The organism is Ruegeria sp. AF5 (genome assembly GCF_056541905.1).
In genome coordinates this window covers 72,685-86,648 of sequence record NZ_JBQFYZ010000007.1, presented here as the reverse complement: position 1 = coordinate 86,648, position 13,964 = coordinate 72,685, and the positions used below count along the sequence as shown (strand labels likewise).

The following is a 13,964-nucleotide window of genomic DNA, read 5'->3' as shown; positions in this document are numbered from 1 at the left end:
TTTAGATCGCCGCCTTGCGGCTTTCGTCCAGATAAATCTCGCGCAAGCGTTTTGCAATCGGCCCCGGCGTACCGTCACCCAGCGCAACTCCGTCGATTTCAACCACCGGCATTACAAAGGCACTGGCCGAGGTGGTGAATGCTTCGTCCGCCTCTTTGGCTTCGTCGATGGTGAACAGACGCTCTTCGATTTCCATCTGCGCCTCAGCCGCCATGCGCAGCACGGCCTTTCGGGTGATGCCGTGCAGGATATCGTTGGACAGCGGGCGGGTGACAATCTTGCCGTTTTTGACGAAATAGGCGTTGTTGCTGGTGCCCTCGGTCACAAAGCCGTCCTCGACCAGCCATGCGTCGTCGCAACCTGCCTTCTTGGCCATCATCTTGCCCATCGACGGGTAGAGCAATTGCACCGTTTTGATGTCGCGGCGGCCCCAGCGGATGTCTTCGATCGAGATGATCTTGGCGCCTTTCCTTGCCGCCGGGCTGTCAGCCAGCCCCGGCTTGTTCTGCGTGAACAGAACGAGGCTGGGCTGGGTATCTGCCGACGGAAACACAAAATCCCGGTCGCCATCGCTGCCGCGCGAAACCTGCAGATAGACCAAACCTTCCTCGATACCGTTCAGCTCAATCAGCTTACGGTGGATTTCCAACAGTTCATCCTTGGTGCAGGGCTCGGCCATCTCCAGCTCGTTCAGCGAGCGCTTCAGACGGACTGAGTGACCTTCGAAGTCGATCAGCTTGCCGTCCAGCACACTGGTGACTTCGTAGACCGCGTCCGCAAACAGGAAGCCACGGTCAAAAATGGAAACCTTGGCCTCGGTCTCCGGCAGATATTCGCCATTTACGTAAACGGTGCGGGTCATGTTCGTCTCCTCAACCCCAAAGTGCGGCCGCAGGCGGGTGCACTCCGGCGTCGTCAAAATCCAGCGGGGTGTCGCGGTCTTCGGCCAACAGAAGCGGGCCGTCAAGGTCCGTTACCATCGCACCCTGTGCCAGCAATGTCGCAGGTGCCATGGCTAGCGAGCTGCCGACCATGCATCCCACCATAATGTCATAGCCTTCGGCAATCGCCGCTTTGCGCAACTCCAGCGCCTCGGTCAGGCCCCCGGTCTTGTCGAGCTTGATGTTGATGACATCATATTTGCCCTTCAACTTGGGCAGGCTGGCGCGGTCATGGCAGGACTCGTCAGCACAGACTGGCACCGGGCGCTTCATCCCGATCAATGCGTCGTCATCTCCTGCGGGCAAGGGCTGTTCCACCAACGCCACGCCCAGCCGCACCAGATGCGGGGCGAGGTCGGCGTAAACCTCGGCCGACCAGCCTTCGTTTGCATCCACAATGATCTTGGAGTTCGGCGCCCCTGCTCGCACTGCCTCAAGTCGGGGCATATCATCGGGCGTGCCCAGCTTGATCTTCAGAAGCGGGCGATGCGCGTTCCCGGCGGCCTGCGCCTGCATTGCCTCGGGGGTGTCCAGCGACAATGTATAGGCGGTGATCTCGGGGCCGGGCTTGGGCAGACCTGCCAGGTCCCAGGCGCGTTTGCCGGTTCGTTTGCACTCCAGATCCCACAAGGCGCAATCCACGGCGTTTCGCGCGGCACCTGCTGGCAGCAGACCCATCAGCGACCGGCGGTTGACATCCGCGGGCAGACCGGCAATCTCGGCCTCTACGGACTCCAGCGTTTCGTCATAACGCGCATAAGGAACGCATTCGCCCCAGCCCTGATGAGTTCCGTCCGACACCCGAACCGTCAGCACCTTTGCTTCGGTCCGCGACCCGCGCGAGATGGTGAAGACCTGCGCCAGCCGGAACACATCGCGAGAAACCTCAATCTGCACGCACCCGTTCCTTCATCTTTTCCCAAATACTCACGCCGGAGGCGAAACAGCCCCGCCTCCGGCGCATTGTTCAGATCACATTGCGGCCAGCGCGTCCACCAGCTTGCCCGAACCAAAGCGGAACGGGTCGGTCGCAGGCAGGCCCATATCCGCTTCGATCTTGGCCAGGTAGGCGGTCGCGTCAGCCTCGGACATGTGCTGCGTGTTGACCGAAACGCCAACAACCTGACAATCCGGGTTTGCCACTTTGGCCAGTGCCAGCGCGGTGTCGCGCAGGGCCTCCAATGTCGGCAGTTGATAGGTTGGCAAGCCGCGCATATGCGCACGGGTCGGTTCATGGCTCAGGATCAGGGCGTCCGGCTGGCCGCCATGGATCAGTGCCATGGTCACGCCGGAATAGGATACGTGGAACAATGATCCCTGCCCTTCGATCAGATCCCAGTGATCCTCGTCATTGTCCGGTGTCAGCCATTCGACCGAACCAGCCATGAAATCGGCAATGACTGCGTCCAGCGGCACACCGTCACCGGTGATCAGGATGCCGGTCTGGCCGGTCGCGCGGAAGGTCGATTTCATCCCGCGCTCACGCATCTCGGCGTCCATCGCCAGCGCGGTGTACATCTTGCCAACCGAACAGTCTGTTCCGACGGCCAGACACCGCTTGCCCTTGCGCTTGATCCCGTTTGCGATCGGGTAATCGATCTCGGGCACCCGTACATCATGCAGTTTTCGCCCGGTTGCTTCGGCAACCGCTACCAGGTCGGGCTCATCCCGCAGCAGGTTATGCAACCCCGAGGCCAGGTCGAACCCTTCCTCAAGCGCCATAACCAGAACCTTTTTCCAGTCCTGGCTGATCACACCGCCGCGGTTTGCCACGCCGATCACCAGCGTCTTGGCACCGGCTTCTTTCGCTTCGGTCAGGGTCATGTCAGTCAAGCCCAGATCGGCCTTGCAGCCATCCATTCGATACTGGCCCACGGCGTTTTCCGGACGCCAGTCCTTGATCCCAACAGCCACTTTGGCCGCCAATTGGTCGGGCGCATCGCCCAGGAACAGCAGGTACGGTGTCTCGATCATTGCGGTCACTCCTTTGATTCCGGCGCAGGCTAGAGAAGCGGTAACACGAGCGCTTCGCGTTCTAGTCCGTCAACTGCGACCCATGCGCGAGATTCTTGCGCCATGTCACCAATGTGCGCAAAAATCTTCGAAGTTTTCAAATTGATTAAACTTTAGTCACCCCACTCGGGTTGTTTGAAGCTTCTTTCTGCGACCGCATTGCCGCAGATGCACAATCACCCTTGCGCCACGTCGCGCAATTTAATACCTCATTGAGCAGAAAAATCGCAATTTCATTACTCAGACGAGGTCCTGATGAGCTTTCGCATCCAACCTGCCGCACCGGCGCGTCCCAATCGCTGTCAGCTGTTTGGCCCGGGGTCGAACACCAAACTGTTCCCGAAGATGGCAGCATCCGCTGCGGATGTGATCAACCTCGATCTTGAAGACTCAGTTGCGCCTTCGGACAAGGATGCGGCCCGCGCCAATGTCATCGAAGCGCTGAACACCGTGGACTGGGGCAACAAATACATGTCCGTTCGCATCAACGGATTGGACACCCCGTACTGGTATCGCGACGTTGTCGATGTACTGGAACAGGCGGGCGACCGTCTGGATCAGATCATGATTCCCAAGGTCGGCTGTGCGGCAGATGTCTATGCGGTGGACGCACTGGTTACCGCCATCGAACGCGCCAAAGGTCGTGCCAAACCGATCAGCTTCGAAGTTATCATCGAATCCGCGGCTGGCATCGCCCATGTCGAAGAAATCGCGGCCTCCTCGCCTCGTTTGCAGGCTATGAGCCTTGGCGCGGCTGATTTTGCCGCTTCGATGGGGATGCAAACCACCGGCATCGGCGGCACGCAGGAAAACTATTACATGCTGCACGAGGGTGCGAAACACTGGTCGGATCCATGGCACTGGGCACAGGCGGCCATCGTCGCCGCGTGCCGCACCCATGGCGTGCTGCCAGTCGACGGGCCCTTCGGTGATTTCAGCGATGACGAGGGGTACGTTGCACAGGCCAAACGCTCGGCCACGCTGGGCATGGTGGGCAAATGGGCCATCCATCCAAAGCAGATCGCGCTGGCCAATCAGGTCTTCACCCCGTCGGAGGAAGCCGTGTCAGAGGCCCGCGAAATCCTCGCAGCGATGGAGCAGGCCAAAGCCAATGGCGAAGGTGCGACAGTTTACAAAGGACGTCTGGTCGACATCGCGTCGATCAAGCAGGCCGAAGTGATCGTGGCACAGGCCGAACTGATCGCGGCCAACGGCTGAGAAACAAAAAAAGGCGCCTGCCCTGGCGCCTTTTTCAGGTGTTTTCTGGCGTCACCGCCCAAAGACAGCATTCGGCGTCCAGGTGAACCTTTCGCCTTTTTTACCCGACTTCATCATCAGGCAGGATGTTCCAAGCTTCTGGAAATAGATAATCTTGAGCGGGTACCACCCGGCCTTGGGCACTTCGACTTCGGTCCGCTGGTTGGCCTCGCAGCCCTGAATACCCGTGACATAGCCGATATTCTGGCCTCCGACGAATGCTTCTATCCCGTCATTCGACCAGGTTTCCAACTCGTAAACCCCAGGCGAGTCGAACCGCATATATCCCGTAATCTCGGCGGCAACATTGTAAGCTCCGTCAAATGTCATGACATTGTCACCCTGATTGGTGTCCCTGTAATCCAATCCCTGCAGCGGTTGCCCAGGCTGTGCTTTGGACAGCATGCTTTTTGCCTGACTCAGATCGCGGATCTTCTTGTGTTGATTGCCCGTGCCAATGTATTTCACATTCAGCCCTGCCTTCGGAGAAGGCTGCGGGTTGGCAGGTTGCAGTTTCAGCGGGGCAGACAAGGCAGCCCCGGCAACCACTGACAAGGCAACTGCGGCCGCCACTGTTCGAACGCGTTTCATCGTAATCTCCCTGTTTGCGTGCCGTTATGGCTGTGCATATCCCCTGGCAACGTCATTTCCACGACATTAGGCCGTGAGTTTTCGCCCTGCAAGTGAGTGTGCCTTCACAATTCAAGACGTCACGCCCGTAAATTCTTGGGCGAACCCATAACCACATAAGATGTGATCGAGGTGACATGCGGCAGCGTTCCCAACACCTCGGTATGGAAGGTCTTGTAAGACGGCAGGTCTGCACATTCGACCCGCAGCAAGTATTCGATTGTTCCTGTTATGTTGTGGCACTCGACAACTTCCGGCGCTTGTTGGAGCGCGCGTTCAAACCCCTCCTGCGCGGCCTTCGTATGCTCGCCCAGCCCTACACCGATGTAGGCGACAAAGCCGATACCCATCGCCGCCGGGTCCAGAACTGCGCGATACCCCGTGATCACCCCGGCCTTTTCAAGCTCTTGCACGCGGCGCAGACAAGCAGAAGGGGAAAGGCCCACACGCTCGGCCAGATCCAGATTGCTGATCCGTCCGTCGCGAGATAGCTCTTGCAATATCTGGCGGTTTATCCGGTCATTTTTCATCATTGATTGCACAACTACAGGAAACACGCACAAAAAAGCAATTTCATTTGCCGCAGCGCGGACAATACTTCGCCCCATGACTTATGACATCCTGATGGCCCTGATCGCCTTTGCCTTCGTAACCTCGATCACACCGGGGCCGAACAACCTGATGCTGATGGCTTCGGGGGCGAATTTCGGCTTCCGACGCTCGATCCCGCATATGTTGGGCATTGGGCTTGGCTTTACCTTCATGGTGCTGCTTGTCGGGGCCGGTCTGGTGCAGGTCTTTGACCGGTATCCCGTCAGCTATACAGTGTTGAAAGTCCTGTCGGTGATCTATCTGCTCTATCTGGCCTGGAAGATCGCGCATGCCGCGCCGGCAAACAGCGCCGAAGCCACCGGCGTGCCCATGACATTTCTGCAAGCCGCAGCGTTTCAATGGGTAAACCCAAAAGCCTGGGCCATGGCCCTGACCGCCACCACGGCCTATACACCAGATCGGACGATGTATGCGATTGCCATCGTTGCGTTTGTCTTCGGAGCCGTCAACTTACCGTCCGTCAGCACATGGACCGTTCTGGGACAGCAGATGGCCCGGATGCTGACGAACCCGCGCCGATTGGTCGTATTCAACTGGACAATGGCTGTGCTGCTTGTGGTTTCGCTCTATCCCGTGCTTTGGCCGGGGTGAGTTTCCTCAATGGTCGATTTCAGTGATTGTTTTGCTGGGCATGTCGGGAATGTGCTGGCAAGCAAACGAATCTCTTAATCTGATCAACGGCTTTTGACATGAAAGATGCCGCTTCCGTGTCATCTAGTTGCATCTGAGGCCAGCCAGCGGCATATAGCTAGGAAAATTCACGCAGATGAGGCGTCATGACCCAGTATCTGGATTTCGAAAAACCGCTGGCCGAGATCGAAGGCAAAGCTGAAGAGCTGCGCGCGCTGGCCCGTGCCAACGAAGAAATGGATGTGGCCGAAGAAGCCGCCGCGCTGGATGCCAAAGCCTCCAAGCTGCTGGATGAACTCTATCGCGACCTGACACCCTGGCGGAAGTGCCAGGTGGCGCGTCACCCGGAACGCCCGCATTGCAAGGATTACGTGGACGCATTGTTCACCGAGTTCACACCGCTGGCCGGGGATCGCAATTTTGCCGATGATTTGGCCGTTATCGGTGGTCTTGCGCGCTTTAACGATCAGCCGGTAATGGTGATCGGCCACGAAAAGGGCAGCGATACCAAGTCGCGGATCGAACGCAATTTCGGGATGGCCCGCCCCGAGGGGTATCGCAAGGCCGTGCGCCTGATGGAGATGGCGGGTCGTTTTGGCCTGCCTGTCATTACCCTGATCGACACCGCCGGTGCCTATCCCGGCAAAGGGGCCGAGGAACGCGGTCAATCCGAGGCGATTGCCCGGTCGACCGAGATGTGCCTGAAAATCGGCGTGCCGCTGGTTTCGGTCATCATCGGCGAAGGCGGCTCGGGCGGCGCTGTGGCGTTTGCGACCGCTAACCGTGTGGCGATGCTGGAGCATTCGGTCTATTCGGTGATCTCGCCGGAAGGCTGTGCATCGATCCTGTGGAAAGATGCCGAAAAGATGCGTGAAGCGGCCGAAGCGCTGCGTTTGACCGCTCAGGATTTGCACAAACTGGGTGTGTGTGACCGGATCATCCCGGAACCCAAGGGTGGCGCACATCGCGATCGCCCGTCTACGGTTGAGTCGGTGCGCGCGGCCATCACCGCCATGTTGGCGGAATTGGACGGCAAGGACGGGGCGGCCCTGATAAAAGACCGCCGTCAGAAGTTCCTTGATATCGGGTCGAAAGGGCTGGCGGCGTAACGGTCAGCCACCCAACCTGCGCAACAACGCAACCGAAGGCTCACCTGTCACGGGCAGACCATTGGCGCTTTGATAAGCGCTGATGGCTGTAGTGGTGTTGTTTCCGATCACGCCATCTGCGCCCTGGGTGTCATACCCCGCAGATGTCAGGCGGCGCTGCAATTCCTTGCGGTCGTCCAGCGTCAGCCCACTTGCGTCCGGCCCAAACGAGGCCTGAAACGGCGCGCCGCCCGCGATCCTGTCCGCCAGATGACCGACACCGATCGCGTAGCTGTCCGAGTTGTTGTAGCGTTTGATCACCTGGAAATTGCGAAACACAGCGATGCGGGGCCCGGGTGTTTGCGGCTGCAACACGGCTACCGGAGCACCGGATACACGCCCCGCCTCTCCGCCCCACGGTTGGCCCCGCACCCAACCTGCACGCGCCAGATAGGCCGCCGTCGAGGCCAGCGCATCTGTCGGATCATCTGACCAGATGTCGCGCCGCCCGTCGCCGGTGAAATCCACGGCATAGGCAAGATACGAGGTCGGAATGAACTGCGTGTGCCCCATCGCCCCGGCCCAACTGCCGGTCATGTTGGCAGGCGTGGTATCGCCGTTCTGGAGGATCTTCATCGCCGCGATCAGCTGGCTTTCAAAAAACTGCCCGCGCCGGCCATCATAAGCCAGCGTCGACAACGCCGATATAACAGGCACATCACCGCGGCGCGCGCCATAGCGGCTTTCCAGCCCCCAGACGGCCACGACGATTTCCTTATCCACGCCATATTGCGCCTCGATCCGCGACAGAGTGCCGTTATGTTGCCGCAGCATCTGCTGGCCGGTGCTGATCCGCTCGTCCGACGCCGCGATGGCTAGGTAATCTTCGAGGCTGCGCTTGAATTCGACCTGATTTCGATCGCGTTCGATTACGTCGGGCAAATACCCGGCCCCCTGAAAGGCGCGGTCAACGGTTGTCCGGGAAATCCCCTGCGACACTGCCCTGCCCTTGAAACCGGCAACCCAGGCATCCCACCCGGCATTGGGAACAGCCCGCATCCGGGTTGCAGGCGTGCCGGACGGAGCGGCGCCACCCGTGCAGGCGGCCAAAAGCGTTGATCCGAGGCAAATGGAAAAGGTCCGGCGAGTTATCATGGTTTGGGTCTGCTCTTGTTTGTGATTTGCCGCAAGAGTAACCCAGCCGGGTTGCACAGGCCAGAACAGTGACACCTTGGAAGGGCGCTTTGACGATGTCGGCAGGAAGCCGCTCAGCTGACCAGCAAACGCAGCCCTTGTGTCACATCCGAGCGCACTGCCAGCCGCAATCCCGGCTCGTCCCCGGCCTTAAGCGCGGCGATGATCAGCTTGTGGTAATGTGGCGGCTCTGCGCGTCTGAGGCGTCCGTAAAGAGCCCGCATCGTCGGCCCAAGCTGCAGCCAGACAGTTTCGGCAATGGCCAGCATCGCAGGAGCCTGAGCGCGCAGATACAGGGTTCTGTGAAATTCCAGGTTCGAACGGATATAGCCAACCGCATCCCGTTTGGTCACCATCTCGGCAACTGTCATGTTGATGCTCTGCAACCTATCGATCAGGGCCATGTGTGCCCTGGGCAAGGCCCGGCTTGCCAGTTCGACCTCAAGCAAGGCGCGCAAGGCAGCCAGTTCCTCAATCCGGTCATTCGTCAGCTCCGGGGTCGATACCCGGCCCGATGTAGACAGGAACAATGCCCCTTCTGCGGCCAGGCGGCGCACCGCCTCTCGCGCCGGGGTCATTGAGACGCCGAACTCCTTGCCGATGCCCCGCAGGGTCAGGGCCTGCCCCGGTGCCATCTCACCATGCATGATCCGGGATCGCAGTGCCCGGTACACCCGGTCATGTGTTGCGGTCTGGGTTTCGGAAGGGCGCGCGGTCAACATATGCTCATGTGATCACAAAAAGGCGCCACGTCAACTCGGCTCGGTATCAAATCTGTAGCGATGCAACTCGGCCCCGTTGTCGCGCAACCAGCGGCGGGGCGGCTTATACGGGCCAAATATCTTTTCGACCTGCGCCCAGAAGGCAGGTGAGTGGTTCATCTCGGCAAGATGTGCCACCTCATGCGCCGCAACATAGTGCAACACATCAGGAGGCGCCAGAATAAGGCGCCACGAAAACATCAATCCGCCATGCGAGCTGCACGACCCCCAACGCGACCGCGTGTCACGCAGGCTGAGTGTCGTGTACGAACGCCCCAGCATGGCTGCATAATCATCACAGGCTCCGGTCAACCGGTCCCGCGCCAGTTCCTTCAGGAACCGGCCCAACCTGCGGGCCTCGGCTCCTGTGGGCACGGCAACCTCATCTGCATTCAGCAGAACCCGCCGCCCGGTTGCAGGAACGATTCGGCGCGCTTTCCCTTCGATCGGGATCACTTGCCCAAACTGCACGGTGGTCATATCGGGCCGACCCTGAAGATGCTGCCGGATCCACCCTTCTTTGGTGCGCGCAAAACTCAAGGCCTCAGATTCCGGCACGCCATTCGGGTAAGTCAACGTGACGCGCCCATCCAGCTGGGAGATTCGCAGGCTGATACGCCGCGCCCGAGCCGATTTGCGCAATCTCAGTGGCACCGGCGGTGTCCCTGGCAATGCGTGCTCTCCCATATCGCGACCTCTCTTGCGCAAAGACTTTGACAGTGCCCTCTGCCTGTGGCAGGTGAGCTGAATCATTTAGACGACTCACCTGATATCAAGGGGATTTGACATGCCCAAGGAAGAATGGGGCGTAAAGCGTGTTTGCCCGACAACCGGTAAGCGGTTTTACGACCTGAACAAGGACCCGATCATCAGCCCCTACACTGGCGAGATCGTGGAGCTTGAAACATCCAAAAGCCGTATGATCTCGGCGGATGCAGAAGACGCAGCTTCGGTCAAAGCACGTGAAAACACGGCGGATGACGATCTGGTTCTGGACGATGATGACAACGTCGACGTGGATTTGGATGACGATCTGCTGGACGATGATGATGACGACAATGATGATGTTTCTCTGGACGACATCACCGACATGTCATCAGACGACGACAACTGACCAAGTAAAAGGCGATCCCCAGGGTCGCCTTTTTCACCTGAGGAGCAGCCCGGGTGAAAATTCGCGCCCGATTCAAACTTTGGACTTGCACTCGCTGCCGCTGTCTCCTAAACGTCCGTCCACCGTACCGATGGTACAATGATGGGGCCTTAGCTCAGTTGGGAGAGCGCTTGCATGGCATGCAAGAGGTCAGGGGTTCGACTCCCCTAGGCTCCACCAAAACCTAACAATACAACCAGATAGCAAGCATTAGAGCGGTGTGACACACAGGTGTGACACAAAATGAAGCTGTATGCATATCTCTCTCTGTCCCGACACGGCATCTACTACTTCCGTTGGCCCTTGCCCGACACAAGACCAAGCACCAAACGTCGGGCAGTGCATTGATCTGTCGCCCACCAGCCCCGGAAAACATCATTCCAACGGATCAGAGGCCGACGATGCACTAACAATCAAACTGGACCAGTCAGATGAGGCTGTTCACTATCAACAGCGGCCTCGTGATCACCAAACATAAACTGGCTAAACTGGTTGTTTGCGAGTGCGCCTTTGCTAAGTAGCTTACTCAAACGCCCCACAACGAGCTTCGCCGATAGCGTCATGGTGAGGTCCATAGCAACCCTCTGCACCATGGCCGTGCCAGTCACCGTGGTGATGCCTGTCCGTGCATGCGGCCATAGCTATGAGTATAGCCAAAAACGCCACCGTTCCCCGGGTTGCTTTTATGCTGATGCTCTGACCCATTTGCGAAGCACCTTGCCAACAACTTGGCAAACTACGCTTTGACACATGTCAACACTCAACCACAGCGTCGCCCAAATCACTGCAGTTAGGGGGGTATTAAGACGGTCCTTCTCGTGTTGCTGTCTAGGAAAAGGGGAAGCTTCAATCAATTGTCCGAACAAAAAACTGGTCGTGATCCGAAAAACCAAAGGGCTGGCGTTGTCATGCTTGGTCTACTGCAGTAGCGTCCTGAACCATGGTCATCCGACGATACTCACTATTGGTACTCGCTGGCATTCTGGTCATCCTGACCGGGCTTGTTGGCGTTGCTCACGCGCGATCGGATGGCTGCATCGGTCTTGGCTGTGAAAGCCACATGCAATCGGCAGAACACATTTTCGTGGCGAATAACAGCATCGACAAATCGACCCTACACAGCCACCACGACCCGGACAATTCAGGAACCGGCGAGTGTAATCCCACTATCTGCCAAGCAGTTGTTTTGCTCGCCCAAATCGGGGAAGCCGCGAAGAGTCAACGTGAAATTGCACCCGAGTTCCAGGTTGGAGCCCAAGCCAAGCCGATTGAGCCGGATAACCCTTACAAGCCCCCTGACCTTTGAAGCAGCGTAAATCCTTGCGAACATCTGCGACCTGCGCGTGCCGCTGTTCGCAGTGAATCGCAGCACTACCAGCTTCCAAAAGTCAGGATCAACTCATGAGAAAAAGTCTCTTATTCATCGGCGCAGGCACCGTCGCAGCCGTCGCCGCTTTCATAACCCTTCGGCCCGGCCCAATCGAAGAGGCCACATCGCCAGAGACAGGCACAGGCGGCGCCATAGTCGCAATTCAGATGCCGCCAATCGAGGGCAACGCAGTAATCGGTCAGCGTGTCTTTGATGTCTCTTGCGCTGCTTGCCACGGCGTCAATGCGGTCGGTGTAGAAGGCGCGGGACCGCCTCTGATCCACAAGATATACGAGCCCAGCCACCACGCTGACGAAGCCTTTCAGAGGGCGGTTTCACAAGGTGTAAGAAGCCATCATTGGCAGTTTGGTGACATGCCGCCGGTCGAGGGATTGACGCGAGGTGACGTTGCCATGGTGATCGCGTACATTCGTGAAATTCAACGTGCCAACGGAATAAATTGAGGACAGGACCATGAAAAAGATCGTAACTCTCGTAATCATGGCTGCTATTCCCAGCGGGGTACTGGCGCATTCCAAGGCCGAAGAAACGACACCTGCCAATGGGGCGACTGTAACCTCTGTGCCCGCTGAAATTGGCCTCAGCTTCACCAAGGACATCCGGCTGACGCGGATAGAGATGGCCCATGAAGAACACTCGGCAGTAAGCCTAGATTTGGGGGACCAGACAAGTTTTAGTCAGGAGTTCACGATCCCACTGCCGGGCAATGGAACCGGCACCTATGTCATCGAGTGGCGTGGTTTAGGTAAAGACGGCCATGCGATGCAGGGCGAGTTTTCCTTTTCCGTGGAATGAGCATGCCAGACATTTGGGGAGTTGTCGCAATCCTCGCAAAGCTGGTGCTCTACATCGGCTTTGCTGGGTCCACCGGGCTTGTCGTCGTGAAGTGCTTCTATTCCGAACTAGTCGCGCCGATAAGCCTTGCGATGAAGCGCCAAGCCATGGTCTTGGCGTGGCTTTCCCTCGCAGCAACGGTATTTGGCTTCATGCTCCGAGGAGCCGCCTTAACAGGCGGAGTTGACGGCATGGTCGATCCAGAGATGCTTGGCTTGCTTTGGCAAACATCCGTAGGCGACGTACTTGTTTATCGCCTTGCAGGCGCAGTGTTGATCCTTGTGGGACTGTCTGTTCCTCGCTTTGGCCTATGGATCGCGCTGTTGGGTGGCGCATTGGCCATGTGGTCCTTTGCACAGATCGGACATGTGCCGGAACTGGAGAGTTTTGGTGTCCAACTCTTGCTCCTGTTGCATCTTCTATGTGTAGCCTTTTGGGTGGGTATCTTTAGCCCGCTGCGGGGTATGGCTCTCATGCCTGAACACCTGACAGATGCTGCTGAACTAGGGCACAGGTTCGGACAAGCTGCTGCACTGATTGTGCCAACGCTGGTCGCGGCGGGTCTCTGGATGGCTTGGTTGTTTGTTGGCAATCTCCAAGGGCTCTTGTTCACTAGCTACGGTCAGGCTCTGTTGCTCAAAGTGTTCCTTGTGGCGCTGTTGTTGATCCTCGCCGCTGCCAACAAGCTCCGATTTGTTCCGGCCTTACAAAGCGGAGAGGCTAAAGCAGCGCAACGCCTCGCCCGATCTATCGAGGTTGAGGCAATAGTCGTATTTGCGGTTCTGGCGACAACGGCGACACTCACCAGCGTACTAACGCTTCCGAGTTAAGGTAGGTAGAGATGAACAAACACCTGTATGCACTCGCTATATGCAGTATTGGTACTAGCGTCGCTGCAGATCATGAGTTGTTAGACCGGGACCTCGCGAATGGGCAAAAACTCTACGCAGAGTACTGTGCCTCGTGCCATAGAGTTAATCTGGAAGGCCAACCCGACTGGCAAACACCCGGCGATGACGGAGTGTTACCCGCCCCACCACATGACGTGACAGGGCACACTTGGCACCTCGACAACCAGTTACTGTTCGAGTACACCAGACTAGGTGGGACAGACGCATTGGCAGCACGCGGCATTAAAGACTTCAACAGTGGTATGCCGGGTTTCGAGGGAACGCTGACTAACGAAGATATTTTGGACGTGCTGGGTTACATACGCTCCACATGGCCCGACGATGTTCAGCAAATGCAGGCCAGCCGCAACCTTCCCCACCAGTAAAAGACAGCTGGCCTCGTAAAGGTTTGGACGTACACAGTACACCGTAGCAGGTTGTGCAACATCAAGTGTGACTTCAAGAGAAGCCACAGTGCAAACCAGATATCCATTATAGTTTTACGATCAGTGTATCAGGCGTTCGGCGGCGTTTCCCGCAGGCTCCACCATATCCAAACAAAAAAACAGAG

General features: G+C 57.9%; 17 protein-coding genes and 1 tRNA gene. 10 read left to right on the top strand and 8 right to left on the bottom strand.

Features of this window, described 5'->3' with window-relative positions:
• Position 1 precedes the first annotated feature (1 nt).
• From ACR0DS_RS11970 to dgcN, 3 genes are all read right to left on the bottom strand, one after another.
• Positions 2-862, bottom strand: a complete 861-nt coding sequence (locus ACR0DS_RS11970) for a D-amino-acid transaminase (RefSeq protein ID WP_480559591.1) — start codon at positions 860-862, stop codon at positions 2-4.
• A 10-nt stretch (positions 863-872) separates the two neighbouring features.
• Entirely contained in the window at positions 873-1,838 is a 966-nt protein-coding gene (gene dgcA, locus ACR0DS_RS11965; RefSeq protein ID WP_480483812.1) for an N-acetyl-D-Glu racemase DgcA, read from the bottom strand.
• Between the two features lie 75 nt (positions 1,839-1,913).
• A complete protein-coding gene (gene dgcN, locus ACR0DS_RS11960) occupies positions 1,914-2,915 on the bottom strand; it encodes an N-acetyltransferase DgcN (protein ID WP_267365121.1) in 1,002 nt (333 codons plus the stop codon).
• Positions 2,916-3,209: 294 nt separating this feature from the next.
• Here dgcN and ACR0DS_RS11955 point away from each other — a divergent pair, with 294 nt between their 5' ends.
• Positions 3,210-4,172: an L-malyl-CoA/beta-methylmalyl-CoA lyase gene (locus ACR0DS_RS11955; protein WP_480559589.1), complete on the top strand. Its 963-nt coding sequence runs from the start codon at positions 3,210-3,212 to the stop codon at positions 4,170-4,172.
• A gap of 51 nt (positions 4,173-4,223) precedes the next feature.
• Here ACR0DS_RS11955 and ACR0DS_RS11950 read toward each other — a convergent pair whose 3' ends face one another.
• Together ACR0DS_RS11950 and ACR0DS_RS11945 are read right to left on the bottom strand one after the other, a co-directional pair.
• Positions 4,224-4,802: a PA14 domain-containing protein gene (locus ACR0DS_RS11950; RefSeq protein WP_480487229.1), complete on the bottom strand. Its 579-nt coding sequence runs from the start codon at positions 4,800-4,802 to the stop codon at positions 4,224-4,226.
• A gap of 119 nt (positions 4,803-4,921) precedes the next feature.
• Positions 4,922-5,374, bottom strand: coding sequence for an Lrp/AsnC family transcriptional regulator (locus tag ACR0DS_RS11945; protein ID WP_480559588.1), 453 nt, complete (start codon positions 5,372-5,374; stop codon positions 4,922-4,924).
• Positions 5,375-5,447: 73 nt separating this feature from the next.
• Between ACR0DS_RS11945 and ACR0DS_RS11940 the strand changes: the two genes are divergently transcribed.
• Positions 5,448-6,044 carry a LysE family translocator gene (locus ACR0DS_RS11940; RefSeq protein ID WP_267366163.1) on the top strand — a complete coding sequence of 199 codons (597 nt, stop codon included), beginning with the start codon at positions 5,448-5,450 and terminating at the stop codon, positions 6,042-6,044.
• A gap of 185 nt (positions 6,045-6,229) precedes the next feature.
• Complete coding sequence (locus ACR0DS_RS11935) at positions 6,230-7,192, top strand: acetyl-CoA carboxylase carboxyltransferase subunit alpha (protein WP_267366162.1); 963 nt, start codon at positions 6,230-6,232, stop codon at positions 7,190-7,192.
• A 3-nt stretch (positions 7,193-7,195) separates the two neighbouring features.
• Here the strand turns inward: ACR0DS_RS11935 and ACR0DS_RS11930 are convergent, their stop codons facing one another.
• The 3 genes from ACR0DS_RS11930 to ACR0DS_RS11920 all read right to left on the bottom strand — a co-directional run bounded on the left by ACR0DS_RS11930 (position 7,196) and on the right by ACR0DS_RS11920 (position 9,813).
• A complete protein-coding gene (locus ACR0DS_RS11930; protein ID WP_267366161.1) occupies positions 7,196-8,326 on the bottom strand; it encodes a lytic murein transglycosylase in 1,131 nt (376 codons plus the stop codon).
• A 113-nt stretch (positions 8,327-8,439) separates the two neighbouring features.
• Positions 8,440-9,087 carry a GntR family transcriptional regulator gene (locus tag ACR0DS_RS11925; RefSeq protein ID WP_480473964.1) on the bottom strand — a complete coding sequence of 216 codons (648 nt, stop codon included), beginning with the start codon at positions 9,085-9,087 and terminating at the stop codon, positions 8,440-8,442.
• A gap of 30 nt (positions 9,088-9,117) precedes the next feature.
• Entirely contained in the window at positions 9,118-9,813 is a 696-nt protein-coding gene (locus tag ACR0DS_RS11920; RefSeq protein ID WP_480483820.1) for a M48 family metallopeptidase, read from the bottom strand.
• A 100-nt stretch (positions 9,814-9,913) separates the two neighbouring features.
• Between ACR0DS_RS11920 and ACR0DS_RS11915 the strand changes: the two genes are divergently transcribed.
• The 7 genes from ACR0DS_RS11915 to ACR0DS_RS11885 all read left to right on the top strand — a co-directional run bounded on the left by ACR0DS_RS11915 (position 9,914) and on the right by ACR0DS_RS11885 (position 13,779).
• Positions 9,914-10,240 carry a TIGR02300 family protein gene (locus tag ACR0DS_RS11915; protein WP_267366159.1) on the top strand — a complete coding sequence of 109 codons (327 nt, stop codon included), beginning with the start codon at positions 9,914-9,916 and terminating at the stop codon, positions 10,238-10,240.
• 143 nt (positions 10,241-10,383) lie between these two features.
• Positions 10,384-10,459: transfer RNA gene (locus ACR0DS_RS11910), tRNA-Ala, on the top strand.
• A 784-nt stretch (positions 10,460-11,243) separates the two neighbouring features.
• Positions 11,244-11,585 (top strand): hypothetical protein, encoded by a 342-nt coding sequence (locus tag ACR0DS_RS11905; RefSeq protein ID WP_480616746.1) that lies wholly within the window; start codon positions 11,244-11,246, stop codon positions 11,583-11,585.
• A gap of 95 nt (positions 11,586-11,680) precedes the next feature.
• The gene (locus ACR0DS_RS11900; protein ID WP_480483822.1) at positions 11,681-12,112 is read left to right on the top strand and encodes a c-type cytochrome; all 432 of its coding nucleotides are present in this window, start codon (positions 11,681-11,683) and stop codon (positions 12,110-12,112) included.
• A 10-nt stretch (positions 12,113-12,122) separates the two neighbouring features.
• Positions 12,123-12,464: a copper resistance CopC family protein gene (locus ACR0DS_RS11895; protein ID WP_480559583.1), complete on the top strand. Its 342-nt coding sequence runs from the start codon at positions 12,123-12,125 to the stop codon at positions 12,462-12,464.
• A 2-nt stretch (positions 12,465-12,466) separates the two neighbouring features.
• The gene (locus ACR0DS_RS11890; protein ID WP_480616744.1) at positions 12,467-13,333 is read left to right on the top strand and encodes a copper resistance D family protein; all 867 of its coding nucleotides are present in this window, start codon (positions 12,467-12,469) and stop codon (positions 13,331-13,333) included.
• A gap of 11 nt (positions 13,334-13,344) precedes the next feature.
• Positions 13,345-13,779, top strand: coding sequence for a c-type cytochrome (locus ACR0DS_RS11885; RefSeq protein ID WP_480559579.1), 435 nt, complete (start codon positions 13,345-13,347; stop codon positions 13,777-13,779).
• Positions 13,780-13,964 lie beyond the last annotated feature (185 nt).

What these genes read in the sequence shown, in the direction of transcription:
- ACR0DS_RS11900 (WP_480483822.1), top strand. Translation starts at nt 11,681, where the DNA reads ATGAGAAAAAGTCTCTTATTCATCGGCGCAGGCACCGTCGCAGCCGTC.
- ACR0DS_RS11930 (WP_267366161.1), bottom strand. Translation starts at nt 8,326, where the DNA reads ATGATAACTCGCCGGACCTTTTCCATTTGCCTCGGATCAACGCTTTTG.
- ACR0DS_RS11925 (WP_480473964.1), bottom strand. Translation starts at nt 9,087, where the DNA reads ATGTTGACCGCGCGCCCTTCCGAAACCCAGACCGCAACACATGACCGG.
- ACR0DS_RS11920 (WP_480483820.1), bottom strand. Translation starts at nt 9,813, where the DNA reads ATGGGAGAGCACGCATTGCCAGGGACACCGCCGGTGCCACTGAGATTG.
- ACR0DS_RS11915 (WP_267366159.1), top strand. Translation starts at nt 9,914, where the DNA reads ATGCCCAAGGAAGAATGGGGCGTAAAGCGTGTTTGCCCGACAACCGGT.
- ACR0DS_RS11885 (WP_480559579.1), top strand. Translation starts at nt 13,345, where the DNA reads ATGAACAAACACCTGTATGCACTCGCTATATGCAGTATTGGTACTAGC.
- ACR0DS_RS11970 (WP_480559591.1), bottom strand. Translation starts at nt 862, where the DNA reads ATGACCCGCACCGTTTACGTAAATGGCGAATATCTGCCGGAGACCGAG.
- ACR0DS_RS11895 (WP_480559583.1), top strand. Translation starts at nt 12,123, where the DNA reads ATGAAAAAGATCGTAACTCTCGTAATCATGGCTGCTATTCCCAGCGGG.
- ACR0DS_RS11935 (WP_267366162.1), top strand. Translation starts at nt 6,230, where the DNA reads ATGACCCAGTATCTGGATTTCGAAAAACCGCTGGCCGAGATCGAAGGC.
- ACR0DS_RS11890 (WP_480616744.1), top strand. Translation starts at nt 12,467, where the DNA reads ATGCCAGACATTTGGGGAGTTGTCGCAATCCTCGCAAAGCTGGTGCTC.
- ACR0DS_RS11950 (WP_480487229.1), bottom strand. Translation starts at nt 4,802, where the DNA reads ATGAAACGCGTTCGAACAGTGGCGGCCGCAGTTGCCTTGTCAGTGGTT.
- dgcN (WP_267365121.1), bottom strand. Translation starts at nt 2,915, where the DNA reads ATGATCGAGACACCGTACCTGCTGTTCCTGGGCGATGCGCCCGACCAA.
- ACR0DS_RS11945 (WP_480559588.1), bottom strand. Translation starts at nt 5,374, where the DNA reads ATGATGAAAAATGACCGGATAAACCGCCAGATATTGCAAGAGCTATCT.
- ACR0DS_RS11940 (WP_267366163.1), top strand. Translation starts at nt 5,448, where the DNA reads ATGACTTATGACATCCTGATGGCCCTGATCGCCTTTGCCTTCGTAACC.
- ACR0DS_RS11955 (WP_480559589.1), top strand. Translation starts at nt 3,210, where the DNA reads ATGAGCTTTCGCATCCAACCTGCCGCACCGGCGCGTCCCAATCGCTGT.